A 26,519-nucleotide genomic window follows, 5' to 3' on the forward strand; every position below is an offset into this window, starting at 1 on the left:
CCGGCCTGAAAACGGCGCCGCGAGAAGTCCTGGAGCCTCACCTCCTTTCGGAGCGTGGGGCTTTTTTGTTCGCGCTCAACCGGGTCCTGTCGCGCTTTCCTCACTGATCCTTGATAAAGTCTTTCCGACAGTCCCGATTCATTCCTGTTGTGAGCGATTAGCCATGGATACCCTCGTCAGCATGAAAGTGTTTCGCCACGTCGTCGAAGCGGGCAGCTTCGTCGCCGCGGCGGAGCGGATGGATATTTCGGCTGCGATGGCGAGCAAGCATGTGATGCATCTCGAGCAGCAGCTCGGTGCGCGCCTGCTCAACCGCACGACGCGCCGGGTGGCCCCAACCGAGGCCGGCCGCGAATACTACGAACGGCTCTCGCAGGTGCTGACCGAACTCGACGAAGCCGGGCAGGCGGTCGGCGCGGTGAGCGTGGTGCCGCAAGGCAAGCTGCGGGTTTCGTCGCTCACGGCGTTCGGGTTGAGTCACGTGATGAGCGCGCTGGCCGATTACGCGGCGCGGTTTCCGCAGGTCACGGTCGACATCACGTTGTCGGATCGCGTCGTCGAACTGATCGACGAAGGGTTCGACGTCGCGATCCGGGCGTCGCCGACAGGCTTGAAGTCGTCTTCGCTGATCGCGCGGCAGATCGCGCTGGCGCACATCGTGCTGTGCGCTTCGCCGGATTATCTGCGCCGCCACGGCACGCCGAAGACGCTCGCCGACCTCGAAAAGCACAACTTCATCCAGTACACCGGCGTGTCGGCGCAGGACCTCGCGCAGGGCGTCGATCTGGCCGGCGCGCGCCTGCGCCTCGCCGGCAACATGATCGTCAACCATCTGGAGGCGCAGCGCGTCGTCGTGCTGCAGGGTGCCGGCATCGCGATGCTCGGCACCGAAGTGATCGGCGACGACCTCGCGGCCGGCCGGCTCGTGCCGCTCCTCGTCGATGAACTTGCGCCGCGCGAGTTGCCGATTCACGTCGTGTACGCGAGCCGGCGGCATCTGTCGGCGAAGGTGCGTTCGTTCGTCGATTTTCTCGCCGAACGGTTTGCGAGCGAGACGCTCTGGCCGACGCTCGATCAGATCAAGGCCGCCGCCGTGCGCTGAGCCTGATCGGCCCAACGCAGGACGGCTAACGCCGCGCTAGATGCGCAGCCGCGACTTTGCCGCTTCGTATTCCTGCTTCAGACGCGCGACGAGTTCGCCCACCGAAGGCACGTCGTCCATCAGGCCGACGCCCTGGCCTGCGCCCCAGATGTCTTTCCACGCCTTGGCCTTGTCGCCGCCAAAGTTCATCTTGGTCTTGTCGGATTCCGGCAGTGCGTCCGGATCCAGTCCGGCGTTCACGATGCTCTCGCGGATGTAGTTGCCATGCACGCCCGTGAAGAGATTCGTGTAGATGATGTCCGATGCGCTGGAATTCACGATCGCGTGCTTGTAGCTTTCGACCGCGTGCGCTTCCTGCGTCGCGATAAAGCGCGTGCCCATGTAGGCGAGATCGGCGCCCATTGCCTGGGCCGCCAGGATCGAACCGCCGTTGGCGATCGCGCCCGACAGCACGATCGGGCCGTCGAACATTTTTCGCACTTCGCCGGTCAGCGCGAACGGCGACGTGGTGCCCGCGTGACCACCGGCGCCGGCCGCGACGAGAATCAGGCCGTCGACGCCCGCTTCCAGCGCTTTCGCCGCGTGCCGCAGGTTGATCACGTCGTGCAGCACGATGCCGCCGTAGCCATGCACGGCGTCGATGATTTCCTTCGACGGCGCGCGCAGGCTGGTGATGAAAATCGGAATCCTGTGTTCGACGCACACGCGCACGTCGTGCTCCAGCCGCGTATTCGACTGATGGACGATCTGGTTGACCGCGATCGGCCCGATCACCGCGTGCGGATTCGCGGCCTTGTGCTCGGCAAGCGATGCCTGGATCTGCGTGAGCCACTCGTCGAGCAGTTCGGCGGGGCGCGCGTTCAGCGCGGGAAAGGAACCGACGATACCGGCCTTGCATTGCGCAAGCACGAGTTCGGGATAGCTGACGATGAACATCGGCGAGGCGACGACGGGCAACGCAAGATTCTGCAGGACGGCGGGCAATGCCATGGCGCAAGTCTCCTTGTGGGCGGAACGGTACACGCGGTGCGAGGCGCGCCCGGTCCTGTGAGTGTAGCGGCTGAGCGCAGCGGACGAGGCCGGCGCGGCGCGCGCCGTTCGTCATCAGCGTATCAGCGCATCATTTTTCAGAACGATCGTTCGATTATAAGGGAATAGTACGGACGTGCTTGTGAAGGAGTGTTCGGTTTTCATGGATTGGTGGTCTGGGACACCTCCCGGGGACACATCCCCCTTCTACAATGCCGGGACACACAAAATGACCAGAGGCCAGCCATGTCGTTCGAGGAATTCACGCCGTTTCGCGTCGCCGCCGGCGATATCGACATTTTCGGCGTCAAGGGCGGCGCGGGGCCGCCGCTCCTGCTGCTGCACGGCCATCCACAGACGCACATGATCTGGCATCGCTGCGCCGCCCGGCTGGCCGACCATTTCACCGTGATCGCCACCGACCTGCGCGGCTACGGCGCATCGGCGAAACCGGCGAGCGACGCGTCGCACACACCCTATTCGAAGCGCGCGATGGCGGCGGATCAGGTTGCGCTCATGAAGCACTTCGGCTTCGAGCGCTTTCTGGTGTGCGCGCACGATCGCGGCGCACGCGTCGCGCACCGGATGGCGCTCGATCATCCGGACGCCGTCGAGCGTCTGATGCTGCTCGACATCGCGCCGACGCTCGCGATGTACGAAGCCACCGATCGCACGTTCGCCACGCTTTATTTCCACTGGTTCTTCCTGATCCAGCCCGAGCCGCTGCCGGAGACGCTGATCGGCGCGCATCCCGATGTGTACGTCGATCGCGTGATGGGCGGCCGTCATGCCGGGCTTGCGCCGTTCGCGCCCGAAGCGCTCGCCGCGTATCGCGACGCATTGCGCCAGCCGGGCGCGGTCCATGCCATGTGCGAGGACTACCGGGCGTCCGCGACGATCGATCTGGAGCACGACCGCGCCGACATCGAGCGCGGTCACAAGATCGGCTGTCCGTTGCGCGTGCTGTGGGGCGCGCAGGGCGTCGTCGAAAAATGCTTCGAGCCGCTCGACGAGTGGCGGCACGTTGCGCGCGATGTCAGCGGACGCGCGCTGCCGTGCGGGCATTACATTCCGGAAGAAGCGCCGGATGCGCTCGTCGCTGAAATGCTCGCGTTCTTCGAAGCCGTCGATCAGTAAGGGCGACGCGTGCTTTTTCGTTCGCCGGCCACGGGCTGCGGGTTGTCGATTACTGATCGGTGAAAGCGAGCGGCGGCAGCCGGCGCGCGACGGGCGTCGATTTCACGATCGCCGTGCTCGTTTCGGCGCGCTCCGTCACCTTCGACAGGATCGCGTCGAGCTGATCGATCGAGCGCAGAAAGAGCCGGCAAACGAAACAGTCGTCGCCGGTCACCTTGTCGCATTCCACGAACTCCGGGATGCGGCGGATCACGTCTTCCACGAGATGCAACTGGCCAGGCAACGGCTTCACGCGCACGATCGCCTGCAGCGTGTAGCCGAGCGCGCGCGGGTCGAGCTGCACGGTGAAGCGCTCGATCACGCCCTGCGCATCGAGCCTGCGCAAACGGTCCGCGGTGCTCGGCGCCGACAGTCCCACACGGCGCGCGAGTTCGCTCACCGCGATGCGCGCGTCTTCGGCGAGTGCGGCGATGAGCGCGCGGTCGATGTCGTCGAGCGCGACGGGGGCGACGTCGGAGAAAAGGCGTTTTGTCATGTCAACCTTCATTCGAAAGGTGATTCCAGCCTGTGGCTTAAGTTTATCCATGTATTCGATTCGCCGGATTAATTACACTCCTGCTAGGTAAGGAACCGGCAGGAAGGATCGAATCATGGCTTCAGGCGAAATCCGGCGCGGCGCCGCCGAAATGACCGTTGCAATGCTGATGTCGGGCGCGATCGGCTGGCTCGTCGTGTCGTCGCGGCAATCGTCGGAAAACGTGGTGTTCTTCCGGTGCGTCTTCGGCTCGGCGACGCTCGCCATCGTGTGCGCGGCGCTCGGCCTCTTTCGTCGCGAGCTGTTCTCGTGGCGCATGCTCGGGCTCACGGCGCTCGGCAGCGCGGCGATCGTCGCCAACTGGATTCTGCTGTTCGCGGCGTATTCGCGTGCGTCGATCTCGATGGCGACGGCCGTCTACAACACGCAGCCGTTCATGCTGGTCGCGCTCGGGGCGGTCGTGTTTCGCGAGCGCATCACGGCATCTGTCGTGGCGTGGCTGCTCGTGGCGTTCGTCGGGCTCGTGCTGGTCGTCAAGGTCGAGCCGGCGGTGCTCGCGGTGCCCGGCGAGTATCTCGAAGGCGTCGCGTTCGCGGTTGGCGCGGCGTTTCTTTATGCCGTGTCGTCGATCATCACGAAGCACCTGAAGGGTACGCCGCCGCATCTGATCGCGCTGATCCAGGTCGGACTCGGCGTGCTGATGCTCGCGCCGTTCGTCCATTTCGACGCGCTGCCCGAGAGCGGCACGCAATGGCTGAAGCTGGCGACGCTCGGCATCGTCAATACCGGCGTGATGTACGTGCTGCTCTACGGCGCGATCCAGAAGCTGCCGACCGCGATGACCGGCGCGCTTTCGTTCATCTATCCGGTCGTCGCCATCGCCGTGGATCGCGTGGCGTTCGGGCAGAAGCTCGCGTGGATGCAGGTGGCGGGCGCGGTGCTCATTCTGCTCGCCGCCGCGGGCGTCAATCTCGGCTGGCGCATCGTGCCGCAGCGACGTTATTCGGCATCTTGAGGGGCGGTTTTTTCGTGGATTGCCGCGTTCAATGACCGGTCGTGAAGGCGACGAACGCTTACGACGTGCGGCTCGCATCATCAAGCGGCATGCGGGTTTACAGCGATTGTCATGCTCCTGTAGGGAAATCACCGATGCGTTCGAAAGGTCCGCTCGGTATCATCCGTCTCGACGTTGATCACGTCGTCAAAAAATTGCGCCGTTCGCCATCGCTGGTGAGCGGCTTTCTTTTTTGTGCTGTCCCTTTTGGACGTAGCCGTGCGCAGAGGGCGTCCGCGGGCGGCCTCACGCCGTGGGCGCGAGAATGCGCTCGCCATCGACGCCCAGCGCGCCGCTCTTCGCCAGCCCGTCGACCAGTTCCGCCAGCAGCGCCGGCCACGATGCTCGCGGTGCGAGCATCGTGGCGGCGGCGCGCATCGCGTCCGCTTCATCCAGCATGGCCAGCAGCGTGTCGAACGTCATTGAGCGCACGTCCAGCAGCTTGAACACGATCAAGACCTTCAATGCGTTCTTCGCGTTGCGCGCGGGATCGGCGCGCAGCCACGCCACGCGCGAAAACGCCCGTTCGAGTGCCGGCAGGACGTCGGTGAACGGCGCGCCGTGGCCGGGGATGACTACGCGCACGTCGAGTTGCGCGATCCGCTCGAGCACCGCCTGTTCCTCCGCGAAGCCGCTTTCGCCTTCCAGTTCGGGAAAGATCACGCCGAAGCCGTTTTCCCACAGCGCATCGGCGCTGATCAGCACACGTTCGGCCGGGCAGTACAGCATCAGCGAATGCGGATCGTGTCCGGGCGCGCCGACCACGTCCCATTGCAGCGCGCCGAGCGTGAGCGTCGCGCCGGGCTCAATCGTCTCGGTGAACCCGAAGCGCCCGCACGTTTGCCCGGTCGCGCGGAAGGTGAGGCGCGCTTCGTCCCATGCGCGCACGGCGTCCGCTTCCAGCGACGGAATCGCCGTTCGGCATGGCCAGGTTGCCTGCAACAGCGCGTTGCCGCCGCAATGGTCCGAATGCAGATGCGTGTTGACGATCAGATCCAGCGGCCGCTCGCCGAGCGCCCGTTGAACGAGCGCGAGCGTTTGCTGTGCGTGCGACGCATAGCCGGTGTCGACGAGCGCCGCGCACGCTTCGTCGACGAGCAGTACATTGTTTGACGACAGCCAGCCGCGTTCGAAGACGCGCATCGACGCGGGTAGCGTGATCATCGTGCGGCGCGCTCCGGTTTCGGCATGACGAGAATAGTGGAGGTGCCGATCAGCACCGTTTCGCCGCGCTGGTTCACGACGTTGCCGTCGAGTTGCGTGAGGTCGCCGTTGAGGCCCGGCTTCCACCACGCATCGCGCACGCGCCACGTGATGGTCAGCATGTCGTTCGCGTAGACGGCCTTCTTCAGCTTGATGTCGAACTCGAGACCGAGTGGCTGCGCGTACGTCGAGAAATGCGTCGCGAGCAGCGCCATGAAATGCGCCGACGGCTGCGTGCCCGATGCGATCAGTCCGCCAAAGCGGCTTGCGGCCGCATAGGCGTCGTCGTGATGGAGCGGATTCAGATCGTTTACCAGCGAAGCGAACGACTTCACCGAATCCGCCGATAGCGCGAGCGTGCTGCTGAACGTCTCGCCGATTGTCACAACCCGGGGCGGCGCGTTCACGTCGGCACCTTCTTTTCAGCGATGAGTCGTGCGTGGCGCGCATCGATGGCGTCCCAGACCGCATGCTTTTGCCGATCGTCGAGCGACGACCAGCCGGCGATTTCATCGATCGTGCGCAGACAGCCTTCGCACCACCCGGTTGCACGGTTCATGCGACAGACGTCGATGCACGGCGACGGCACCGGTGCGATGTTCGCTGTGCCGCTTTTTCCGTTTGCGGCGTTGCTGCCCGTCGTCATGCAGGCTCGCGAAGCGCGACGTCGGCAACCGGTGCGCCGGTCAGCGCGACGAGTTCCTGCGGCGAAAGGTTGAACACCGCGTGCGGATGGCCGGCCGCGGCCCACAGGCTGTCGAGTGCGAGCAGGTCGGCGTCGATCAGCGTGACGGGCGGCGTCGCATGGCCGATCGGGCACACACCACCGATCGCGTAGCCGGTTTTCTCGCGCACGAACTTCGCGTCCGCGCGTCCGATTGCACCGACTCGTGCCGCCACTTTCTTTTCGTCGACGCGGTTCACGCCGCTCGCGATCACGAGTATGGGCGCGTCGTCGTCGCGCCGGCGAAACAGGATCGACTTGGCGATCTGCGCCACCGAGCAGCCGAGCCCGGCCGCCGCTTCCGCCGATGTCTTGCCCGTTTCCGGCAGCATGACAACCGGCTTCGCGTGACCGTGTTCGCGCAGCAGCAGCGCGACGCGGCGGGCGGAGTCGGGCAGATCGCCGAGGTTGCCGGATTCGTGAGAGGTCGTGGAGGTGCTGTCCGTCATGGTTGCTGTTCCGTTCTGCTTTCTGTTTGCTGTGATCGCGTGGCGCTAATGTGGCGGTGATGTGGCATCAGGCGCACCGCGCCTCTTCGCTGCGCGCTTTCGCAAGGAGCGCCTTGCCCGCGCGCGATGCGTTCGGCTTGCCGGTCGCGGTCGAGATGAAGTCGCCAATCGCGACGACCTGAGCCAGGTCGATGCCGGTTTCGATGCCGAGACCGTTCATCAGATACAGGACGTCCTCGGTGGCGACGTTGCCGGTCGCGCCTTTCGCGTAAGGGCAGCCGCCCAGCCCGGCCACTGACGCGTGATAGATCTCGATGCCTTCGTTCAGCGCGGCGTAGATGTTGGCGAGTGCCTGACCGTACGTATCGTGGAAGTGGCCCGACAGGCGTTCGCGGGGGAACACGTTCGTCACGGCCGCGAAGACTTCGCGTGTGCGTTTCGGGGTACCGACGCCGATCGTATCGGCGATATCGATTTCGTCGCAGCCAAGCGCCGCGAAGCGTTCGACCACGTCGACCACCGATGCGACCGGCACTTCGCCCTGATACGGACATCCGAGCGCGCACGACACGCTGCCGCGAATGCGTAGCCCGGCCGCTTTCGCGGCCTGCGCAACCGGCTCGAAGCGCGCGATGCTTTCGGCGATGCTGCAATTGATGTTCTTCTGCGAGAACGCCTCGCTCGCCGCGCCGAAGATCACGATCTCATCGGCCTTCGCGGCGAGCGCGCCTTCGAAGCCGCGCAGGTTCGGCGTCAGCACCGAGTAAATCGTGCCCGGACGGCGCGCGATGCCAGCCATCACGTCGGCACCGTCGGCCATCTGCGGCACCCATTTCGGCGAAACGAACGACGCGGATTCGACGTTACGAAATCCCGCCGCCGACAGCCGGTTGATCAGGTCAACCTTGATGGGGGTCGGGACGAACTCTTTTTCATTCTGAAGTCCGTCGCGCGGACCGACTTCAACGATCTTGACTGACTGGGGCAACGCCATGACCTGTCTCCTGCCGCATCGGGCGGCGTATTGATTGTGTTGTGTTCAGTATCCGCGAACGAGATCGACCACGCCGGTGACCGGCTCGCCGCGCATCAGCGCCTGGATCTTGCGCGCGACCTGCACGACGCTGTCTTCGCGCAACGTCGCGGCCGAGATATGCGGCGTGATCGTGATGCGCGGCTCGCGCCAGAACGGATGTCCGGGCGGCAACGGTTCTTCGCGGAAGACGTCGAGCATCGCGCCGGCGAGCTGGCCGTGCGCGAGCGCGTCGAGCAGATCCTGTTCGACAAGGTGTCCACCGCGCGCCACGTTGACGAGATACGCACCGCGCGCAAGCTTCGAAAAGGTTCGGGCGTTCAGCACATCGCGGGTGTCAGGCGTGTGCGGCAGCAGGTTCACCAGCACCTTGACGCCATCGAGGAACGCATCGAGCTGCGCTTCGCCCGCGTATGTCGTCACGCGGTCGATCTGTTTGGCGCCGCGGCTGTAGCCGCGCACCGGCAGACCGAACGACGCGAGCGTTTTCGCGACATGCGCGCCGAGCACGCCAAGGCCGAGCACGCCGACGGTGAACGTCGCGCGCGGATGCGGGTCGAGTTCCCGCCAGTGCCGTTCGGCCTGTTGACGTTCGTACTCGTCGAACCGGCGCATGTGGCGCAGCACGGCATACGTGACGTACTCGGCCATCTGCGGCGCCATGCCGGAGTCTTCGAGACGCACGACCTGCGCGTGACGCGGGAGCGTGCCGGGATGCGCCTGTTCGAGCGCGAGGATCGCATCGACACCGGCGCCGAGATTGAACACGGCGCGCAGGTCGTCGCGGCCTTCGAACATTTCGCGCGGCGGGCGCCACACGACGGCGAAGTCGGCCGGCGCGCGGTCGCCTGGCTGCCACTCACGCAGATCGGCATCCGGCAGCGCGCGGGCGAAGTCATGCAGCCACGCGCCCGCGTCTGCATGCGGCATGTAGAAAAGTATCCTCATAGGCTCACGTGTGCAGGCCGGTGGCGGTGGCGAAGCGTGTCATTTCGCGAAGAGCCTTCCAATGTCCCTGAAGGCCTTGAATTCGAGCGCATTGCCGCACGGATCGAGGAAGAACATGGTTGCCTGCTCGCCAACCTCGCCCTTGAAGCGGATATGCGGCTCGATGATGAAGCGCGTACCCGCAGCCTTCAGACGTTCCGCGAGCGCGTGCCAGTCGTCCATGGACAGCACGACGCCGAAGTGACGGACCGGTACGTCGTCGCCGTCGACGGCGTTGACGGCGGCGCGGCTCACCTCGTCCGGCGCCAGATGGGCGACCAGTTGATGGCCGAAGAAATCGAAGTCGACCCATTCCGGCGAACTGCGGCCCTCGGCGCAACCCAGCAGGTCACCGTAGAACGCGCGGGCGTTCGCGAGGCTGGTTACCGGAAATGCAAGGTGGAACGGTTGCAGTCCACGCGCGTGTGGGGACGGTGCTTGCGACATGAAGCGTTCTCCTTTTATGGCCAGGCCTCATTCTACTTTTTCACGAGGCAACGCGCGCGCCGCCTGGCGGCGCGCTGTGTCTGAACATCGCCGCCGCGGGCCTGCCGTACCGATTCATACGATAAACAAAGCACGATAAATTGGTTCGACGGCGGGGAATCGCACGCGACAATGCATTTTAAGGATTCCGCCCGTGAGGAGAATCATGTCCTGCAGCAAATCGGCGTGGCCGCCGCGCCTCGTCACCGTGCCCGGCCTGCATGGCAGCGAAGGCGCGCACTGGCAAACCTGGCTCGAACGGCAGTTCGCCCGCTCGCTGCGCGTCGAACAGACTGACTGGGATGCACCTGAACTCGTCCAGTGGTCACGATCGGTCCGCGATCTGATCGCGCGCGAGCGTGGTCCATTCGTACTCGCCGCGCATAGCTTCGGGTGCCTGGCGACTGCGCATGCGTTGCAGCAGGCCGCGTACGCAAGCGATGTCGTGGGCGTGCTGTTCGTCGCACCGGCGAGCCCGGAGAAATTCGCGTTCGCCGGCGCGTTCGACGCACGAAGGCTGGGCATCCCGTCCATCCTGATCGCGAGCGAAACCGACCCGTGGATGCCGCTTGCCGGCGCGCGCGAAATGGCAGCGCGTCTGGGGAGTGCGTTCGTCAATCTGGGCGACGCGGGGCACATCAATACGGCGGCAGGGTTTGGACCCTGGCCCCGAGCGAAGTACTTTGTCGATACGCTGGCGCATTGCGCGGCGCCGCTGCGATTTCGTGAGGAAGCGACGGAGCGCGAGGTGCAGGCACTGGTGTGAGCGACCGGTCTGCGCCAGTCAGAACCAGTTAAAGCCTTTCGCCATGATGCCGGCCAACGCAAAGAATCCTGCCCACATGAGACGGATTTCCAGGCGAAGCTCGCTTCGGAAGCCGGCGATGCTGGTACGGACATTGGCGATATCAGTGCGCACTTCCGTTCGAAGGCCGCCGATGTCAGTGCGCACTTCCGTTCGAAGGTCACCGATTTCAGCGTGCATTTCCGTTCGAAGGCTGCCGATGTCAGCATGCATTTCCGTTCGAAGACCGCCGATTTCAGCGTGCATTTCCGTTCGAAGGTCACCGATTTCAGTGTGCATTTCGGTCCGAAGGCCACCGATTTCAGCGCGCATTTCGGTCCGAAGGTCACCGACCTCGGTGTGGAGCGACCTGGAATCAGCATGCATTTCGGTTCTGAGATCGCTGATCTCGGTGCGGACCGATTTGAATTCCGTGCGCGTTTCGGTTCGAAGGTCACCGACCTCGGTGTGGACCGACTTGAAGTCGGCATGCATTTCGGTTCTGAGATCGCTGATCTCGGTGTGGACCGATTTGAATTCCGTGCGCGTTTCGGTCCCAAGGTCGCCGATATCGGTATGGGCTTCAGTTCGGCCTTGACCGAGCTCCGTGCGAATTTCGCTGACGTCGGCGCGAATCTCGACTCGCAGCGCGCTATTGTCGGCGCGGGACTGATCCCGAAGCGCGCCTTGTTCTGCCCGAAATTCTGCGCGAAGGTCACGGAAACCGTTGAACACGACGTCGCGAACGTCGCGGATGTCGTGCCGCAATACCTGGACGTCTTCCTTGAGTTGCCTCCAGGCAGCATCGAGTCTGCTGATGTGTACGGTCATCTCTTCCTCCTCACTTCGGCGAAACGCTGAATGCGACGTTTCGTGCGTATTTGCATCGATCAACCTGGGAGAATCATCGTATAGGACATCCATAATGTGGCAAACCATCCTGCAAACAAAATTGACAGATTCATTCGCATATTCATGGCGAATGACCGAACAAGGCCGTGAGATAACAGCACTGGATCAATCGTATGGAATCCGGATCATGTCGGGCATTCGGCCGGATGGCGTAGGAGGCGTCGCGGCCTGTCAGCGCCATTCGGGTCGATTCGATAAAATCGCGCTTCTGGCCGCGAAGCTTTCGCTGGCGGCCCATGCATTCATCATCAATGAGCGGAGAAGTCATGACGGGCAACGCAGGCAAATCGGGGAAGGCGCGCTGGCTGGCAGGGGGGCTGGCGGTGCTCACGCTGTCGCTGGGCTGCGTGGGCAGCGCGCGGGCGGACGTGTCGCTGCTGAACGTGTCCTATGACGTGACACGCGAGCTGTACAAGGACATCAACACGAGCTTCGTTGCTGCCTACCGGCAGCAGACGGGCGAAACCGTATCCATCCGCCAGTCGCACGGCGCGTCGAGTGCCCAGGCGCTCTCGGTGACGCAGGGCCTGCAGGCGGACGTCGTCACGATGAACCAGCCGAACGACATCGACCTGCTCGCCGAACGCGGCCAGTTCGTGCCGGCGAACTGGCGTACGCGCCTGCCGAACGGCAGCGCGCCGTACACGACGACCATGGTGTTCCTCGTGCGCAAGGGCAACCCGAAGCACATCAAGGACTGGGACGATCTCGCGAAGCCGGGCGTGCAGGTCGTGATCGCGAATCCGAAGACGTCGGGTAACGGCCGCTACGCCTATCTCGCGGCGTGGGGCTATCGCAAGCAGCACGGCGGCACGGACGCCCAGGCGCTCGATTTCGAAAAAGCCATCTTCAGGAACGTGCCGGTGCTCGACACAGGTGGCCGTGGCGCGACCACGACGTTCACCCAGCGCAATATCGGCGACGTGCTCGTGACGTTCGAGAACGAGGTTTCGCTGATTGCCAGCGGTGTCGGCGCGGACAGTTTCGAAGCGGTCTATCCGTCGATCAGCCTGCTGGCCGAGCCGCCGGTGACGCTCGTCGACAAGGTGGTCGACAGGCGCGGCACGCGCAAGGAGGCGCGGGCGTATCTGGAGTATCTGTATTCGCCGGCAGCGCAGGAAATCATCGCGCAACATCATCTGCGCCCGCGTGATGCCGGTGTGCTCGCAAAGCATGCAAGCGAATTCAGGCCGCTGAAGACGTTCACCGTCGAGCAGGAATTCGGCAGCTGGCAGAAGGCGCAGCAAACGCACTTCTCCGATGGCGGCACATTCGATCAGATCATCGTCGACCGGAAGTGATGCGCCGGGTGCACTTACGCCCGTAGCGCCATGAGAAAGGCCGCCTGATCGCTCAGGCGGCCTTTTGCATGGCGGAGGCCCGGCATGACGCGATCAGGGCGCCGCGCCACGCATCACGCCGGCAACTCAGTGACGGTCGCAGCCATGCTCGCAGCCGCTTTGCTCGACGGGCATCTGCTGCGCCGCTTCGGCGCGGATGCCGAGGCGTTCCAGCAGTTTGCGGTCGGCTTCGGCTTGCGGGTTGCGGGTGGTCAGCAACTGGTCGCCGTAGAAAATCGAGTTCGCGCCCGCGAGGAAGCACATCGCCTGCAACGCCTCGTCCATCTGCTCGCGTCCGGCCGACAGACGCACCATCGCTTTGGGCATCGTGATGCGCGCGACCGCGATCGTGCGCACGAATTCGAACGGATCGAGTGCCTCGGTGCCGGTGAGCGGCGTGCCTTCGACCTGCACCAGGTTGTTGATCGGCACCGACTCCGGATACGGCTCCATGTTCGCCAGCTGCGTGATAAGGCCCGCGCGCTCGCGACGCGATTCGCCCAGTCCGACGATTCCGCCGCAGCACACGTTGATGCCCGCATCGCGCACGCGCTCCAGCGTATCGAGACGGTCCTGGTAAGTGCGCGTCGAGATGATCTGGCCGTAGAACTCCGGCGACGTGTCCAGGTTGTGGTTGTAATAGTCGAGGCCGGCTTCGCGCAGCCCGTGCGCCTGATGCGGCTCGAGCATGCCGAGCGTCACGCACGTTTCGAGACCCATCGCCTTCACGCCGCGAATCATGTCCTTGATCGGCTCGAGATGACGGTCCTTCGGATTGCGCCACGCCGCGCCCATGCAGAAGCGCGTCGCGCCGTTCTCTTTCGCGACGCGGGCAGCCGCGAGCACCTCGTCGACGGGCATCAGCTTGTCGGCCTTCAGGCCCGTGTCGTGATGCACCGATTGCGGACAGTACGCGCAGTCTTCCTCGCAGCCGCCCGTCTTGATCGACAGCAGCGTCGAAAGCTGCACGCTGTTCGCATCGAAATGCTCGCGATGCACCTGCTGCGCGCGAAACAGCAGATCGTTGAACGGCAGCTCGTACAACGCGACGATATCCGCCACGCGCCAGCGCGCGGGCGCCGACGCTACGTTTGCTGCATTTGCGATATTCGCGGTGGCCGTCGCACGCTGCGCGGCGGGTTCGCCGGATGGGGCTTCGGTGTGGAGATCGGTCATGGCGTCAATCCTCGTAGACGGTGATTCAATTCGGGTTCAGTGCCGCGCTTCGCGCAGCACGTGCAACAGGGTGGCGACGTCCAGATGATTCGCGGCGTCGTCGGGTGATGTGGGGTTCAGGTGCGGCACGACGCCGATGAGCGGCGCGTCGTGCTGCCGGTCCAGCCAGGTGCGGATCGTGGCGATGTTTTCGTCGGCGAAATGCATGCTCGGGTCGACGCGGTTCGCGACCCAGCCGGCCAGTTTCAGTCCGCGTGCAGCGATTGCTTCCGCGGTGAGGAGCGCGTGGCTGATGCAGCCGAGCCGCATGCCGACCACCAGCACCACCGGCAGGTCGAGCGCGAGCGCGAGGTCGGCCGTATCGTGTGCATCGGTGAGCGGCACGCGAAAGCCGCCGACGCCTTCGACCACGACGACATCCGCAAGCGTCAGCGCCTCGGCGTGACAGGCGACGATGTGCGCGATATCGAGCGACACGTTTTCCAGCGCGGCCGCGATGTGCGGCGCGGCGGGTTCGCGCAGCAGAAACGGCGTGCGTATCGCGGCGGGCAGCAGCACGCTGGCGGCGGCGTCGAGCTGGTCGGCGTCTTCGTTATGCCACACGCCGTCGCGCTCGAAGGCGCCGGCGGCGACCGGCTTCATCGCGGCGGCGCGCAGCCCTTCACGCGAGAAGCCGCGAAGCAACGCCGCCGAGACGAGCGTCTTGCCGATCTCGGTGTCGGTACCGGTGACGAAGACCGAGAGCGGCGCGTTCATGCAGCGCACCCGCTCAGCGTTTTCAGCGCGGTTTCCAACTGGTCGATATCCGCGTGCGAATGCGCCGCCGACAGCGAGATGCGCAGGCGCGACGTGCCGGCGGGCACGGTCGGCGGACGGATCGCCGGTACCCACAAGCCTGCGCGATCGAGTCCGGCGGCGACTTCGAGCGTGGTTTCGTTCGCGCCGATGATGAGCGGTTGCACGGCCGTGTGCGAATCGACCGGCAGCCAGCAGGTTTCATTGAGTGTCGCGCGCGTACGTTCGATCAGCGTGTGCAGATGCGCACGACGCGTATCGCCTTCGTCGCCGCCGATGATGCGCAGGCTCGCCGAGACCGCATGCGCCACGGCGGGCGCCGCCGCGGTCGTGAAAATGTAGGGACGCGCGCGCTGCACGAGCCATTCGATCACGGTCTCGTGCGCGACGACGAACGCGCCGGACACGCCCGCGGCCTTGCCGAGCGTGCCGACCATCACGAGATGCGGCGAGCGCAGCGCTTCGTGTGCGAGCGCACCGCGACCTTGCGGGCCGAGCACGCCGAAGCCGTGCGCATCGTCGACGACGAGCCACGCGCCGTGCTTTTCCGCCAGCGCGACGAGCGCGGCGAGCGGGGCGATGTCGCCGTCCATGCTGAAGACCGTGTCGGTGACGATCATCTTCATCGCGGCGTCCGACGCGTCGAGCATTGCCGAAAGCGCATCCGCGTCCGCGTGCGGATAGATCTGCACGTCCGCGCGCGAGAGCCGCGCGCCGTCGATCAGGGAAGCGTGATTCAGCGAGTCGGAGAAGAGCGTCGTGCCGCGGCCCGCGAGCGCCGTCACGGTGGCGAGGTTCGCCATGTAGCCGGTGCTGAAGTAGAGCGCGCGCGGCGCGTCGCTGAAGCCGCCCGCGAACGCGGCGAGATCCTCTTCGAGCTGTGCGTGTGCGCGCGAGTGGCCGCCGAGCAGATGCGAGCCGCCGCTACCCGCGCCGTAGCGCTGTGCGCCCTCGGCGACGGCCGCGATGAGTTCCGGATGGGCGGCGAGGCCCAGATAGTCGTTGCTTGCGAAGCCGATGATCGCGCGACCGTCGACCGTCATGTGCGCGGCGCAAGGCGTATCGAGGGTGCGGCGGCGACGTCGCAGGCCGTGAGCGTCGATATCGTTCAGACCTTGCGTGAGTGTGTCCAGCAAATGCATTAGCGAGCTCTCTTGAGTGTGGCGTCGAACGTTTCGCACGTGCGCGCTGCGAGCAGCGCGAGTTCTGCGTCGTCGAGAATGTACGGTGGCATCAGATACACCGTTGTGCCGATCGGGCGCAGCAACAGTTCGCGTTGCAGCGCGTTTTCAAAGAAGCGGCGCGAGAAGGTCGCGGCTTCTGTGGCGTTTTCGAGGACGGCGTCGAACGCGAAGATCGTTCCGCACTGGCGAAGATTGCGCACCTGCGGATGTGTCGCGAGCGGTTCGAGCGCGGCGCGCAGCGTCGCGGATTTCTTCGCGTTGGCGGCGAGGACGTCATCGCTTTCGAAGAGATCGAGTGTCGCGAGTGCGGCGCGGCACGCGAGCGGATTGCCTGTGTACGAATGCGAGTGCAGAAAGCCGCGCGTGGTGTCGTCGTCGTAGAACGCTTCGAATATTTCGTCGCGTGACAGCACGATCGAAAGCGGCAGATAGCCACCGCTGATGCCTTTCGACAGACACAGGAAATCGGGCCACACGCCGGCCTGTTCGCACGCGAAGAAGGTGCCAGTGCGGCCGCAGCCGACGGCGATTTCATCGGCGATCAGGTGGATGCCGTACTGGTCGCATAGCGCGCGCAGGCCGGCGATGTACGACGTGTCGTGCATCGCCATGCCGGCGGCGCATTGCACGAGCGGCTCGACGATCAGCGCGGCGATGTGGGGGGCGCGGGCATCGAAGAGCGTGCGTACGTTGTCGAGCGCGCGTTGTGCGACGTCGGCGGCTGTTTCGCCGTCCCGTGCGAGGCGGGCATCGGGCGACGCCACGACGTGTGCGTTGCGGATCAGCGGATCGTAGGCGTCCTTGAAGAGGGCGACGTCGGTGACGCCTAGCGCGCCGATCGTTTCGCCGTGATAGCTGTTCGCGACGCAGACGAATTCGCGTTTCTCGTCGTGGCCCCGATTGCGCCATGTGTGGAAGCTCATCTTGAGCGCGATTTCGACGGCCGACGCGCCGTCCGACGCGAAGAACGCGTGACCGAGCGTGTCGTGCGTGAGCGTGTGCAGGCGTTCGGCGAGTTCGATTGCCGGTTCGTGCGTGCAGCCGGCGAGCATTGCGTGTTCGAGCGTATCGAGTTGCGTTTTGAGCGCGGCGTTGATGCGGGGATTGGCGTGACCGAAGAGGTTGACCCACCAGGAACTGATGGCATCGAGATAGCGACGACCGTCGCGATCATAAAGCCATGGGCCCGCGCCGCGCGCGACGGCGACGAGCGGCAGGCGTTCGTGATGTTTCATTTGCGTGCAGGGATGCCAGACGGCGCGCAGGCTGCGGGTGATCCAGTCTTCGGTTGGCGTAGGTGTTGTGCGCATGGTCATGCGGAGGCCTGTTTTTTTCAGGCGGGTTGGGTTGGTGGTTTTTCGTTCAATCGTCGGGGGTTTCTTCACGACGGTGAGGGGCATCGTGCGCGATGCGGGGCTCAGATTAGCTGTTTATCTTGTTGTTTGCATTAGCTGGAGTTGGTGGGGTTTTTTTGTTTGTCCCGGGGTTGACGGGGGTTTGGTGCAGGTCGGGGGTGTTGGTCTGCGAACGCCGTAGATGGGCGTTGATGACGACGGCAAAGTCATGCTGACCAATAGGGAGTCTTTTGCCCCTTTGGCGGGGCTGCATGCTTTTTTGTTGTTCTGGGTTTTTGGCCTTTCCTTGCATTCATGTCGGTCTATTAGCGTTGCCCCTGTGCGGGGCGGTATTCCGAGTTTTTCGTTTTCTGGCCTGGTGTTTCTTTGGCCTTTCCTTGAATTCATGTCGGTCTATTAGCGTCGCCCCTGTGCGGGGCGGCACCTACTTTTCTTTGTCTTCCAAAGAAAAGTAGGCAAAAGAAAGGCGCTTCGAAAACTCACCTTTTCCAGGTGCGTCACCTTTGGGGAATGGCACCCCATGAGGTGTCGCCCTCGTGCTCTGAGCCGCGCTGGTCCGCGCACGATCTGATTTCCCGCGCAGCACCGCCCGTGACACAGGGCTCATTCATCCCACTCCGCACTACGTGCATCGCGGAGCGCCCGCTCAACGGTGCCGGCATCAGGGGCCGAAGATCACCGATTGCGATTGAAAGCGCGATTGTGGATGCGATTGCAATCACAATTCGGATGCGAGTGCCAGCGCGGACGCGACTTCGACTTCGATTGCAGGTGCAGGTGCAGGTGCAGGTGTGGGTATCCGCGCGAATGCGCGGGCGGGGTTATGCCGGTCGGCGATGCGCGTAGCGCGGAGTCGGGTGGATGACCCCTTTGTCACGGGCACTGAACGCGCGCGGGACGGAATCGCGCGGGGACCAATGGCGGGTGAGGCGTGGGGGCGACACTTCATGGGTTGCCGTTCCCCGCTGAAGATGCGCCTTGAAGAAATGAGTTTTCGGAGCGCCTTTCTTTTGCCTACTTTTCTTTGGAAGACAAAGAAAAGTAGGTGCCGCCCCGCACAGGGGCGACGCTAATAGACCGACATGAACACAAGGAAAGGCCAAAGGAAGAGCAAAAGCCCGTGAAGAAAATAGCAGGACCAGCGAGAAAAAAAAGAAAAGAAAGAACAGAAAAAACAAAAAACCGCTCGCGCTAGCGAGCAGCAAGCGCTCCTTTCCCCTCAACAGCAGAATCCCCCGCCCCCTCGGCCGTCTGCGTATCCGCAGACCCCTTCCATACGACAGCTTCATTCACCGCATACAGCCGACAGGCATCCTCACTATGTTTCTGGCAGTTGGCCACGGCCACCGACATCGGATTATCGCCCCCCTCCGCCCATGACCACGATCCGGAATCCGAAACAGCAAACGCCCGGCTCGGATACTGATGCAAAAAGTTCCGATACCCATTGCGTCCCGCCTCATCGAGAAACGGCACGGCATCGACGGCATCGATCGATGCAAACCCCGTCGGCTTCGGCGGCGCCGGATCGTTCACCCGATACTGCACGCCCGTGGGCATCCCCACCCGCGCGAGGAACGCCTCGACAGCCGGCCACCACACCCGCACGCCGTCGCGATCGCCCACCAGCCGATGCGCGTCATTCTTGTACGCGCCAAAATCGACCATCTTCGCGCTCGCGCCATGCGCGACGTACGCGGTGTACATCTTCCCGATCAGCGCGGACGGCCAGATCGAATCGTTGTCGCCATACAGCCACAGCGACGGAACGTGCGTCTTTTCAGCGTAGTCGCCAAACGCCTGCGTCAGGTTGCCCTGCCAGTCAGTACACGAGTCCTGCCGCAACCCACCCGAAAAATTGATCAGCGCCCGCACGCCCGACGCCGCTTCGGAGCCGTACGCGATCGTCGCGAGGCCACCGTGCGACGTGCCGGACACAACGATATGCGTCGCGTCGACGTAGGGCATCTTCGACATGAAATTCACCGTCGCCGCCACGTCGGCCGCCTGACCCAACCCGTTGCGCGCGACGTCGCAACCATCCTGCTCGTAGGTGCCACCTGATTCCGCAAAGCCGCGACGGTTCGGCGCCACAACCACGTAGCCGCGTCGCACGAACTCGCGCGCAAGCGGCAACGGATCACTGCGCTCCTGCGTGCGCGGATCGCCGTGAATCTTGCCGTGGTTGAAAACGATCATCGGAAACGGACCCGCGCCGTCCGGCTTGTAGATCGTCGTTTCGAGCGTGATCGAGCCGGAAGCGTCCGCCGGAATGCGAATGATCTGCTCATTCAGGCTCGCAGGAACAGCAGGAAGGTAGGCGTCGTCGAGGACAAGCGGCGCCACGCGCGCGCTTCCAAGCGGACCGGCCGGGGCGTCGTGAAGCGGATCGGCGCGGACCGGCGATGCGGCAAGCGTCGCACACGCGATGACGATCCATCCGGTAAAAATGTTTCTGAACACCATCCGCTCTGCCCGCCTGCCCTGAACGCCATCTGAGAATTGCCGCTTCCCGGTTCTCACCTGACGAATCGTTTTCAGCGTCCACTGGAGCGCAAAAAAAATCTCGTGTATGTGGCGCAAAGCACGCACATACAGGTGCAATTCGTACGGGATGAACCGAAAGCCGGCCGGCGCGCAAGCCACTCACGCCGTTATTTGAGCACCAGCGACAAACGCCGGCACCGCAAGATCCACATGGGCATCCTGGCACGACAAATTATCTTTGTGCAATGCAGGAGAACCCCCGGGTCGAGGCAATACCGAGGCGAGACAGGTCGGCGAAACAGGTAGAGCAAGAGCCGGCGCGGCCTGCGGACGCATCGGCCCCAAAAGAGGTAGTGGTGCGAGGCCAACAGGAAATACGGGCGATTTTGAGGGCCATGAAGGATCGTGCTATCCGGACAGGGCAATCGTAAGCTGACCGAAATCAGCGTTCGCTTACATCGCCGTCGACGTAACGCCACTGGCCATCTTCGCCGCGCACGAAGCGGCTGAGTTCCTGCAACCGGTGCGCGCGCCCACCCACCTTGTAGCGCGCGACAAATTCGACCTCGGCGTGGAGGGCGTCAACGGCCGCGAAGCGTTTGATCTGCAGTCCGAGCCAGCGGGGCGCATCGGCGGCTTCGGGATCGACGTCGAGGTCGGCGGGGCAGGTTTGCGGCGCCCACGTCGCGCGCAGATACGCCGTTTCGCCCAGCACGTATGCGCTGTAACGCGAGCGCATCAGTTCAAGCGCGTCAGATGCGGTCTTGCCGCCGTCGATGAACCGGCCGCAACACGCCGCAAAACGCGGCGGCTTCGCGCTGCCGTGCAGGTTGGGCGCGGCGCCGCCGCATGGACAACCGGACGGGCGCGTCGTCTTCGAGGCAGAAAGGGTCATCGTCGGAGGTTCAGTTCAGTCCGCGCGCGATCAGGATCTTCTGGATGTCGCTCGTGCCTTCGTAGATCTGGCACACGCGGACGTCGCGATAAATGCGCTCGACGGGGAAGTCGCTCAGATATCCATAGCCGCCGTGAATCTGCAGCGCGGCCGAACAGATGCGCTCGGCCGCTTCCGATGCGAACAGCTTGGCCATCGCGGCTTCGGTGAGGCACGGCTCACCGGCGTCCTTCAGCGCCGCCGCATGCCAGATCAGTTGCCGCGCGGCTTCGAGTTGCGTCGCCATGTCGGCCAGGCGGAACTGCACGGCCTGATGCGAAAACAAAGGCTGGCCGAAGCTCTCGCGCTCCTTCGCATAGGCAAGCGCCGCTTCGAACGCGGCGCGGGCCATGCCGACACTTTGCGCGGCAATGCCGATGCGCCCGCCCTCGAGGCCGGACAGCGCGATCCGGTAGCCTTCGCCTTCCGCGCCGATCCGGTTGGCGGCCGGCACGCGGCAGTTCTCGAAGATCAGCTGCGCGGTATCCGACGAATGCTGTCCCAGCTTTTCTTCGATGCGCGCGACGATATAACCCGGTGTCGATGTCGGCACGACAAACGCGCTGATGCCGCGCTTGCCGGCGCTTTTGTCGGTGACGGCCATCACGATGGCGACGTCGCCGTTCCTGCCGCTCGTGATGAACTGTTTGACGCCGTTCAGCACGTACGCGTCGCCGTCGCGCGTGGCGGTGGTGCGCAGCGCCGACGCGTCGGAGCCCGCCTGTGGCTCGGTCAGGCAGAACGCGCCCAGCATGTCACCGCGTGCCAGCGGCGTGAGCCAGTCGCGCTTCTGCGCATCGTCGCCATATGTGAGCAGGATGCTGCACACAGGGCAGTTGTTGACCGAGATCGCCGTCGACGTGCCGCCGTCGCCGGCCGCGATTTCTTCGAGGATCACCGCGAGCGCGAGTGCGTCGAGCCCCGCGCCGCCGTATTCCTCGGGCACGAGCACGCCGTACGCGCCGAGTTCCGCGAGCTGGCGATGCACGTCCTTCGGAAACGTCTGCTCGCGGTCCCATTGCGCGGCGTGCGGCGTGACCGCTTCGCGTACGAAGGTGCGAACCGCGTCGCGGATCATCTGGTGGTCCTGATCAAGCACCATGACTGCCTCGTCTCCTCACCACTCGAGTGGCGTGCCGTCGTATTGGTAGAAGCGGCCATTAAACGCCTCACGCGCGCCAGCGGCCTGCGCGAGCACGTCGCGCATGCCGGCGACGCTGCGTTCCGGATCGATGGCCGCCTGCGCGCCGCCCATGTCGGTGCGCACCCAGCCGGGATGCAGCGACAGACACGTCGCGCGTACGGTTTCGAGCGACGCGACCTTGATCGCGTCGTTGAGCGCCGCCTTGCTCGCGCGATAGAGCCAGCCAGTCGTGCCGCTCGCCTCGCTGATGCTGCCCATCTTGCTCGACAGCACGGCGAGCACGCCGCCCGCGTCCTCGACGAGCGGCAGCAGAACCGGAATCAGCTGCATCGGTCCGCGCACGTTGGTGGTCATCACGTGATCGAAATCCTCGGCGGTGAAAGTCTCGACGGTTTCCGTGCGCGGACCGTACACGCCCGCGACGATCACCGCAGCATGGAGCGGCTCGCCGTCGAGCTTCCAGCCGAGCGCGGCGATCTCTTCGGGCGCTGCGATGTCGAGCGAAAACGTCTCCACGCCGAGATCGGCCAGCGCATCGAGCGCGGCTTCGTCGCGTGCGGTGGCCAGCACGCGCCAGCCGGCACGCCGGTACTGCCGGGCGAACTCGCGACCAATGCCGCGTGATGCGCCCACGATCAACGCTGTCTTCATCTGTCGACCTCGCCCTGATGTACGGTTTGCCTGCCTGTCATGTGCCGCGCGCCCGCTTTGCGTCCATTCGCGTGCGACGTGTACGCCGCACGCGAAACACCGGCGTCAAACCAGTTCGACGCCCATCGCGGTCGCTTCGCCGCCGCCGATGCACAGGCTCGCGACACCGCGTTTCAACCCGCGCTGTTTCAGCGCGCCGATCAGCGTGACGAGAATGCGCGCGCCCGATGCGCCGATCGGGTGACCCAGCGCACACGCGCCGCCGTGTACGTTGACCTTCTCGTGCGGCAGATTGTGTTCCTTCATCGCGGCCATCGTGACCACCGCGAAGGCTTCGTTGATTTCATACAGGTCGACGTCGTTGGCACGCCAGCCGTTCTTTTCGAACAGCTTGCGGATCGCGCCGACGGGCGCCGTCGTGAACTTCGCCGGCTCCTGCGCGAACGTCGTGTGACCGACGACGCGCGCGAGCGGCGTCACGCCGAGTTTTTTCGCGGTCGATTCGCGCATCATCACGAGCGCCGCCGCGCCGTCGGAAATCGACGACGAATTCGCCGCCGTCACCGTGCCCGTCTTGCTGAACGCGGGCTTGAGCGTCGGGATCTTGTCGAGGTTCGCCTTGAACGGCTGCTCGTCATGGTCGACGGTCACGTCACCCTTGCGGCTCTCGACGGTAACCGGGGCGATTTCCCATGCGAACGAGCCGTCTTCGTTGGCGCGCTTCGCGCGTTGCAGCGATTCGATCGCGAACGCATCCTGGGCCGCGCGCGTGAAGTCGAATGAGCCTGCGCATTCCTCGGCGAACGTGCCCATCAGACGGCCCTTTTCGTAGGCGTCTTCAAGGCCGTCGAGGAACATGTGATCGAGCACCTGTCCGTGCCCCATGCGCATGCCGCCGCGCGCCTTCGGTAGCAGATAGGGCGCGTTCGTCATGCTTTCCATGCCGCCCGCGACGATCACGTCGACGGAACCGGCGACGAGCATGTCATGCGCGAACATCGCCGCGCGCATGCCCGAGCCGCACATCTTGTTGACGGTGGTGCTGCCCGTGGCGAGCGGCAGGCCCGCGCCGAGCGCGGCCTGCCGCGCGGGCGCCTGGCCCTGGCCGGCGGGCAGCACGCAGCCCATCACGACCTCTTCGACCTGCTCCGGTTTCAGGCCGGCACGTTCGACGGCTGCCCTGATCGCGACGGAACCGAGTTGCGGCGCGGTCAATGCGGCGAAATCGCCCTGGAATGCGGCCATCGGCGTACGCGCCACCGAAACGATCACGACCGGATCACGTTGTGTCTCACTCATGTTTCAGCTCCTTGATCACACCTTCGACGACGGCCTGCACGTCGCCGAGCTTCGCGGCATCGGCGGCGACGACGTCATTGTCGGCTTCATGCGCGCGGCCCGCCGATACGGCGGCCACGCAATGTTCGTACGTTGCGGCGAGCGTGTCGGGCGCGCTCGTCGTCATGCCGAGATCGCGCACGCGGCCGTCATGAATGCCATACGCCCAGCCATGCACGGCAAGCTCCTGGCCGCGCGCCCACGCGTCGTTGACGATCGTCGTGCGGCATACGTTGACGACCTGCTCGATCGTGTTCAGTTCGACGAGACGACGATGACGCGCGTCGCCAAGCGGCCATTCCTCGAGCAGCGCCGCGTGCTTCGCGCGCACGTCCTGCACGTGATGCAGCCAGTTGTCGGCGAGACCGATGCGTCGCCCGTGCAGCGCCGCGCCGACGCCGGAGCATCCGTAATGGCCGACCACCATGATGTGCTTGACCTTCAGCAGATCGACGGCGAACTGGATCACCGACAGACAGTTCAGATCCGTGTGTACGACGACGTTCGCGATATTGCGGTGGACGAACACCTCGCCCGGCGGCAGGCCGATGATCTGGTTCGCCGGCACGCGCGAATCGGAGCAGCCGATCCACAGGTATTCCGGCGTCTGCTGATGCGCGAGCCGCGAGAAATAATTCGGATCTTCGGCGAGCTTTCGTGCAACCCACGCCTCGTTGTTGTCGAACAGACGCGAGAGCGGGTTGGCAGCACGTTGAGCAGTCATATTCATAGGTATCGGGTCAGGTTCAGGGCCGGTCATGCGCCCAGTGTCTTAACAGCAGGACCAGGCGGCATGGACGGTCAAAGCATATTGCGCGCGACATCACGCGACACGTTCAGCGCGTACAGCAGGTTCGCCGTCCGCGTTTTGCGGTTGCGCGTCCGGAACGCTGAAGCGCTCTGGATAGCGGTTGCAGAATCGCATGCCTGGGTCATAGGGAAAGAAGTCGGGTAGTTCGCCCGCGAGCAGGTACTCCTTGCAGGTTTGCCATAGTGCCGGCTCGAAGAAATCCGGATGGTGCGTCATGAAACTTTTGCGCACCCGCGGGTCGCCGAGCAGGAACGTGCCCCACGTTTCGGGGAAGATATCGTGCGCTCCGATGCCATACCACGGCTCGCCCGACAGTTCGTCTTCCTCGTTGCGCGGCGCCGGCACGGCGCGCACGTTGCAGTCCGTCAGATATTCGATTTCGTCGTAGTCGTAGAACACGACACGTCCGTGGCGCGTCACGCCGAAGTTCTTGTACAGCATGTCGCCGGGGAAGATGTTCGCCTGCATCAACTCCTTCACCGCGTTGCCGTACTCCTTGATGCCGTGATCGACGTCGGCATCCGCGCCGTTTTGCAGGTAGAGATTGAGCGGCACCATCCTTCGCTCGATGTACAGGTGCCTGATCACGACGCTGTCGCCATCGTATTCGAGCAGCGACGGCACTTCCTTTTCCAGCTCGCGGAGCAGTGCGTCGTCGAGGCGCGAGAGCGGCAGCGCGACGCTCGAATACTCGAGCGTGTCGGCCATGCGCCCCAGGCGGTCGTGCCGTTTGACGAGCTGATACTTCTGCTGGACCTGCTCGCGCGTGGTTTCCTTCGGTCGGGGAAAGCTGTCCTTGATCAGCTTGAACACGTACGGAAACGACGGCAGCGTGAACACCAGCATCACGAGCCCCTTGATGCCGGGCGCGACGATGAACGGATCGCTCGAATGCTTCAGATGATGCAGCAGGTCGCGATAGAACAGGTTCTTGCCCTGCTTCTGCAAGCCGACCGACGTATAGATTTCGGCCTTCGGCTTGCCCGGCATGATGGTTTGCAGAAACTCCACGTACGCCGACGGCACTTCCATGTCGACGAGAAAATACGAATGCGAAAAGCTGAAGATGATCAGTAGCTGCTCGCGCCTGAGCAAAGCCGTGTCGAGCGCGAGGATGCCGGGCCGCGTATGGCGTACCGGTATCGCGAACGGCAGCACCGCCTCGCCATTGATGATACGTCCGACGATATACGCGGCCTTGTTGCGGAAAAAGAGCGACGACAGCACGTGAATCTGGAAGTTGGCGGCTGCTTCGAACGTGCCGAACGCATCGTGAATGGCCTGCATCACGCAGCCGACGTCGCGCGTCAGATCCTCGAACGGCGGCTCGAGCTGGAAGTTCGTGACGATGCGCTCGAGCGTCGCCGCGAAACCGTCCTTGCCGGGGTAATACGCGCGATACGTCGGCTTCGCGGCGGGTTCGTCGTTCTCGATGTATTCGGTCGAGATCGCCGGGCGCACGAAGATGAAGTCGTTGTTGAAATACGAGCGATGCAGGATCTTGCAGCACACGGAATTAAAGAACGTTTCCGCGCATTCGGGCTGGCGATGCCGCGTCAGCAGCCCGATGAAGTGCAGCTTGATCTGCTGCCACACTTCGTCGTCGATGTTCTCCGCGTCGTATTCGTCTTCGAGCAGGACGACGCATTCCGCGACACGTTCGTCATACGACGTGATGCGCTCGCGGGCGAGCTTTTGTTGCCCGAGCCAGTCGCCGGCTTCGAACAGCGTTTTTGCGTGGACCGCCGCCTCGCGAAAGATCCGGTAGTGACGATCAAATCCCTCGAGCATGGTCTGCGCGACATCGAAGCCGATCTGCGACGAAAGCAGTTTGGGAAATTGACTCATACCGACCGTGCGTGCGTTTGA

28 protein-coding genes are annotated in these 26,519 nt (G+C 64.2%); 6 read left to right on the forward strand and 22 right to left on the reverse strand.

Annotated elements, in window-relative coordinates; all coding sequences use genetic code 11:
• The first annotated feature begins 163 nt into the window (after nucleotides 1–163).
• The gene (locus BLV45_RS00430; protein ID WP_090527373.1) at nucleotides 164–1,102 is read left to right on the forward strand and encodes a LysR family transcriptional regulator; all 939 of its coding nucleotides are present in this window, start codon (nucleotides 164–166) and stop codon (nucleotides 1,100–1,102) included.
• A gap of 36 nt (nucleotides 1,103–1,138) precedes the next feature.
• Here BLV45_RS00430 and BLV45_RS00435 read toward each other — a convergent pair whose 3' ends face one another.
• Nucleotides 1,139–2,092, reverse strand: a complete 954-nt coding sequence (locus BLV45_RS00435) for an NAD(P)H-dependent flavin oxidoreductase (protein ID WP_090527377.1) — start codon at nucleotides 2,090–2,092, stop codon at nucleotides 1,139–1,141.
• Between the two features lie 285 nt (nucleotides 2,093–2,377).
• Here BLV45_RS00435 and BLV45_RS00440 point away from each other — a divergent pair, with 285 nt between their 5' ends.
• A complete protein-coding gene (locus BLV45_RS00440; RefSeq protein ID WP_090527380.1) occupies nucleotides 2,378–3,268 on the forward strand; it encodes an alpha/beta fold hydrolase in 891 nt (296 codons plus the stop codon).
• Nucleotides 3,269–3,317: 49 nt separating this feature from the next.
• Here BLV45_RS00440 and BLV45_RS00445 read toward each other — a convergent pair whose 3' ends face one another.
• Nucleotides 3,318–3,803 (reverse strand): Lrp/AsnC family transcriptional regulator, encoded by a 486-nt coding sequence (locus BLV45_RS00445; protein ID WP_090530891.1) that lies wholly within the window; start codon nucleotides 3,801–3,803, stop codon nucleotides 3,318–3,320.
• Between the two features lie 115 nt (nucleotides 3,804–3,918).
• On the opposite strand from BLV45_RS00445, the gene BLV45_RS00450 reads away from it, so the two are divergent.
• Nucleotides 3,919–4,818 carry a DMT family transporter gene (locus tag BLV45_RS00450; protein ID WP_090527382.1) on the forward strand — a complete coding sequence of 300 codons (900 nt, stop codon included), beginning with the start codon at nucleotides 3,919–3,921 and terminating at the stop codon, nucleotides 4,816–4,818.
• A 285-nt stretch (nucleotides 4,819–5,103) separates the two neighbouring features.
• Here BLV45_RS00450 and BLV45_RS00455 read toward each other — a convergent pair whose 3' ends face one another.
• The 7 genes from BLV45_RS00455 to BLV45_RS00485 all read right to left on the reverse strand — a co-directional run bounded on the left by BLV45_RS00455 (nucleotide 5,104) and on the right by BLV45_RS00485 (nucleotide 9,700).
• Nucleotides 5,104–6,021 carry an MBL fold metallo-hydrolase gene (locus BLV45_RS00455; protein ID WP_090527385.1) on the reverse strand — a complete coding sequence of 306 codons (918 nt, stop codon included), beginning with the start codon at nucleotides 6,019–6,021 and terminating at the stop codon, nucleotides 5,104–5,106.
• Nucleotides 6,018–6,467: a MaoC family dehydratase gene (locus tag BLV45_RS00460; protein WP_090527388.1), complete on the reverse strand. Its 450-nt coding sequence runs from the start codon at nucleotides 6,465–6,467 to the stop codon at nucleotides 6,018–6,020. Before BLV45_RS00460 ends, BLV45_RS00455 begins: the two co-directional genes overlap by 4 nt.
• Nucleotides 6,464–6,706 (reverse strand): DUF1289 domain-containing protein, encoded by a 243-nt coding sequence (locus BLV45_RS00465; protein ID WP_090527390.1) that lies wholly within the window; start codon nucleotides 6,704–6,706, stop codon nucleotides 6,464–6,466. Before BLV45_RS00465 ends, BLV45_RS00460 begins: the two co-directional genes overlap by 4 nt.
• Nucleotides 6,703–7,233 (reverse strand): YbaK/EbsC family protein, encoded by a 531-nt coding sequence (locus BLV45_RS00470; RefSeq protein WP_090527392.1) that lies wholly within the window; start codon nucleotides 7,231–7,233, stop codon nucleotides 6,703–6,705. The genes BLV45_RS00465 and BLV45_RS00470 overlap by 4 nt, the downstream gene beginning before the upstream one ends.
• 67 nt (nucleotides 7,234–7,300) lie before the next feature.
• Nucleotides 7,301–8,227 carry a hydroxymethylglutaryl-CoA lyase gene (locus BLV45_RS00475; protein ID WP_090527396.1) on the reverse strand — a complete coding sequence of 309 codons (927 nt, stop codon included), beginning with the start codon at nucleotides 8,225–8,227 and terminating at the stop codon, nucleotides 7,301–7,303.
• Nucleotides 8,228–8,272: 45 nt separating this feature from the next.
• Nucleotides 8,273–9,214: a 2-hydroxyacid dehydrogenase gene (locus BLV45_RS00480; protein ID WP_090527399.1), complete on the reverse strand. Its 942-nt coding sequence runs from the start codon at nucleotides 9,212–9,214 to the stop codon at nucleotides 8,273–8,275.
• A gap of 39 nt (nucleotides 9,215–9,253) precedes the next feature.
• Nucleotides 9,254–9,700: a VOC family protein gene (locus BLV45_RS00485; protein ID WP_176954043.1), complete on the reverse strand. Its 447-nt coding sequence runs from the start codon at nucleotides 9,698–9,700 to the stop codon at nucleotides 9,254–9,256.
• Nucleotides 9,701–9,902: 202 nt separating this feature from the next.
• Between BLV45_RS00485 and BLV45_RS00490 the strand changes: the two genes are divergently transcribed.
• Entirely contained in the window at nucleotides 9,903–10,505 is a 603-nt protein-coding gene (locus BLV45_RS00490; protein ID WP_090530898.1) for an RBBP9/YdeN family alpha/beta hydrolase, read from the forward strand.
• An 18-nt stretch (nucleotides 10,506–10,523) separates the two neighbouring features.
• Here the strand turns inward: BLV45_RS00490 and BLV45_RS00495 are convergent, their stop codons facing one another.
• Entirely contained in the window at nucleotides 10,524–10,790 is a 267-nt protein-coding gene (locus tag BLV45_RS00495; RefSeq protein ID WP_143130369.1) for a hypothetical protein, read from the reverse strand.
• On the opposite strand from BLV45_RS00495, the gene BLV45_RS00500 reads away from it, so the two are divergent.
• Nucleotides 10,785–11,384: a hypothetical protein gene (locus tag BLV45_RS00500; protein WP_143130370.1), complete on the forward strand. Its 600-nt coding sequence runs from the start codon at nucleotides 10,785–10,787 to the stop codon at nucleotides 11,382–11,384. The genes BLV45_RS00495 and BLV45_RS00500 overlap by 6 nt on opposite strands.
• A 112-nt stretch (nucleotides 11,385–11,496) precedes the next feature.
• On the opposite strand, the gene BLV45_RS26880 is transcribed toward BLV45_RS00500, so the two are convergent.
• Nucleotides 11,497–11,703, reverse strand: a complete 207-nt coding sequence (locus BLV45_RS26880; protein ID WP_143130371.1) for a hypothetical protein — start codon at nucleotides 11,701–11,703, stop codon at nucleotides 11,497–11,499.
• Here BLV45_RS26880 and BLV45_RS00505 point away from each other — a divergent pair.
• Nucleotides 11,702–12,736, forward strand: coding sequence for a sulfate ABC transporter substrate-binding protein (locus tag BLV45_RS00505; protein ID WP_090527407.1), 1,035 nt, complete (start codon nucleotides 11,702–11,704; stop codon nucleotides 12,734–12,736). The genes BLV45_RS26880 and BLV45_RS00505 overlap by 2 nt on opposite strands.
• 126 nt (nucleotides 12,737–12,862) lie before the next feature.
• Here the strand turns inward: BLV45_RS00505 and bioB are convergent, their stop codons facing one another.
• The 11 genes from bioB to aceK form a co-directional block, all read right to left on the reverse strand.
• On the reverse strand, nucleotides 12,863–13,951 hold the full coding sequence (gene bioB / locus BLV45_RS00510; RefSeq protein ID WP_090527411.1) for a biotin synthase BioB: 1,089 nt from the start codon (nucleotides 13,949–13,951) through the stop codon (nucleotides 12,863–12,865).
• 36 nt (nucleotides 13,952–13,987) lie between these two features.
• Nucleotides 13,988–14,707 (reverse strand): dethiobiotin synthase, encoded by a 720-nt coding sequence (bioD, locus tag BLV45_RS00515; protein ID WP_090527414.1) that lies wholly within the window; start codon nucleotides 14,705–14,707, stop codon nucleotides 13,988–13,990.
• Nucleotides 14,704–15,888: an 8-amino-7-oxononanoate synthase gene (gene bioF, locus BLV45_RS00520; RefSeq protein WP_090527417.1), complete on the reverse strand. Its 1,185-nt coding sequence runs from the start codon at nucleotides 15,886–15,888 to the stop codon at nucleotides 14,704–14,706. The genes bioD and bioF overlap by 4 nt, the downstream gene beginning before the upstream one ends.
• Nucleotides 15,888–17,246, reverse strand: coding sequence for an adenosylmethionine--8-amino-7-oxononanoate transaminase (bioA, locus tag BLV45_RS00525; RefSeq protein WP_407670924.1), 1,359 nt, complete (start codon nucleotides 17,244–17,246; stop codon nucleotides 15,888–15,890). Before bioA ends, bioF begins: the two co-directional genes overlap by 1 nt.
• Before the next feature lie 1,230 nt (nucleotides 17,247–18,476).
• Nucleotides 18,477–19,751, reverse strand: a complete 1,275-nt coding sequence (locus BLV45_RS00530) for an alpha/beta hydrolase family protein (protein WP_090527419.1) — start codon at nucleotides 19,749–19,751, stop codon at nucleotides 18,477–18,479.
• A 463-nt stretch (nucleotides 19,752–20,214) separates the two neighbouring features.
• Nucleotides 20,215–20,667, reverse strand: coding sequence for a YchJ family protein (locus tag BLV45_RS00535; RefSeq protein WP_090527421.1), 453 nt, complete (start codon nucleotides 20,665–20,667; stop codon nucleotides 20,215–20,217).
• Nucleotides 20,668–20,677: 10 nt separating this feature from the next.
• Nucleotides 20,678–21,808 (reverse strand): acyl-CoA dehydrogenase family protein, encoded by a 1,131-nt coding sequence (locus tag BLV45_RS00540; protein ID WP_090527425.1) that lies wholly within the window; start codon nucleotides 21,806–21,808, stop codon nucleotides 20,678–20,680.
• A 15-nt stretch (nucleotides 21,809–21,823) separates the two neighbouring features.
• Nucleotides 21,824–22,501, reverse strand: coding sequence for an SDR family oxidoreductase (locus tag BLV45_RS00545; RefSeq protein WP_090527428.1), 678 nt, complete (start codon nucleotides 22,499–22,501; stop codon nucleotides 21,824–21,826).
• Nucleotides 22,502–22,606: 105 nt separating this feature from the next.
• Nucleotides 22,607–23,800 (reverse strand): acetyl-CoA C-acetyltransferase, encoded by a 1,194-nt coding sequence (locus BLV45_RS00550; RefSeq protein ID WP_090527431.1) that lies wholly within the window; start codon nucleotides 23,798–23,800, stop codon nucleotides 22,607–22,609.
• A complete protein-coding gene (gene can / locus BLV45_RS00555) occupies nucleotides 23,793–24,569 on the reverse strand; it encodes a carbonate dehydratase (RefSeq protein WP_090527434.1) in 777 nt (258 codons plus the stop codon). Before can ends, BLV45_RS00550 begins: the two co-directional genes overlap by 8 nt.
• A 93-nt stretch (nucleotides 24,570–24,662) precedes the next feature.
• Complete coding sequence (gene aceK / locus BLV45_RS00560) at nucleotides 24,663–26,498, reverse strand: bifunctional isocitrate dehydrogenase kinase/phosphatase (protein WP_090527437.1); 1,836 nt, start codon at nucleotides 26,496–26,498, stop codon at nucleotides 24,663–24,665.
• Nucleotides 26,499–26,519: the final 21 nt, after the last annotated feature.

It is taken from the genome of Paraburkholderia sartisoli, assembly GCF_900107685.1.
Classification (GTDB): Bacteria; Pseudomonadota; Gammaproteobacteria; order Burkholderiales; family Burkholderiaceae; genus Paraburkholderia; species Paraburkholderia sartisoli.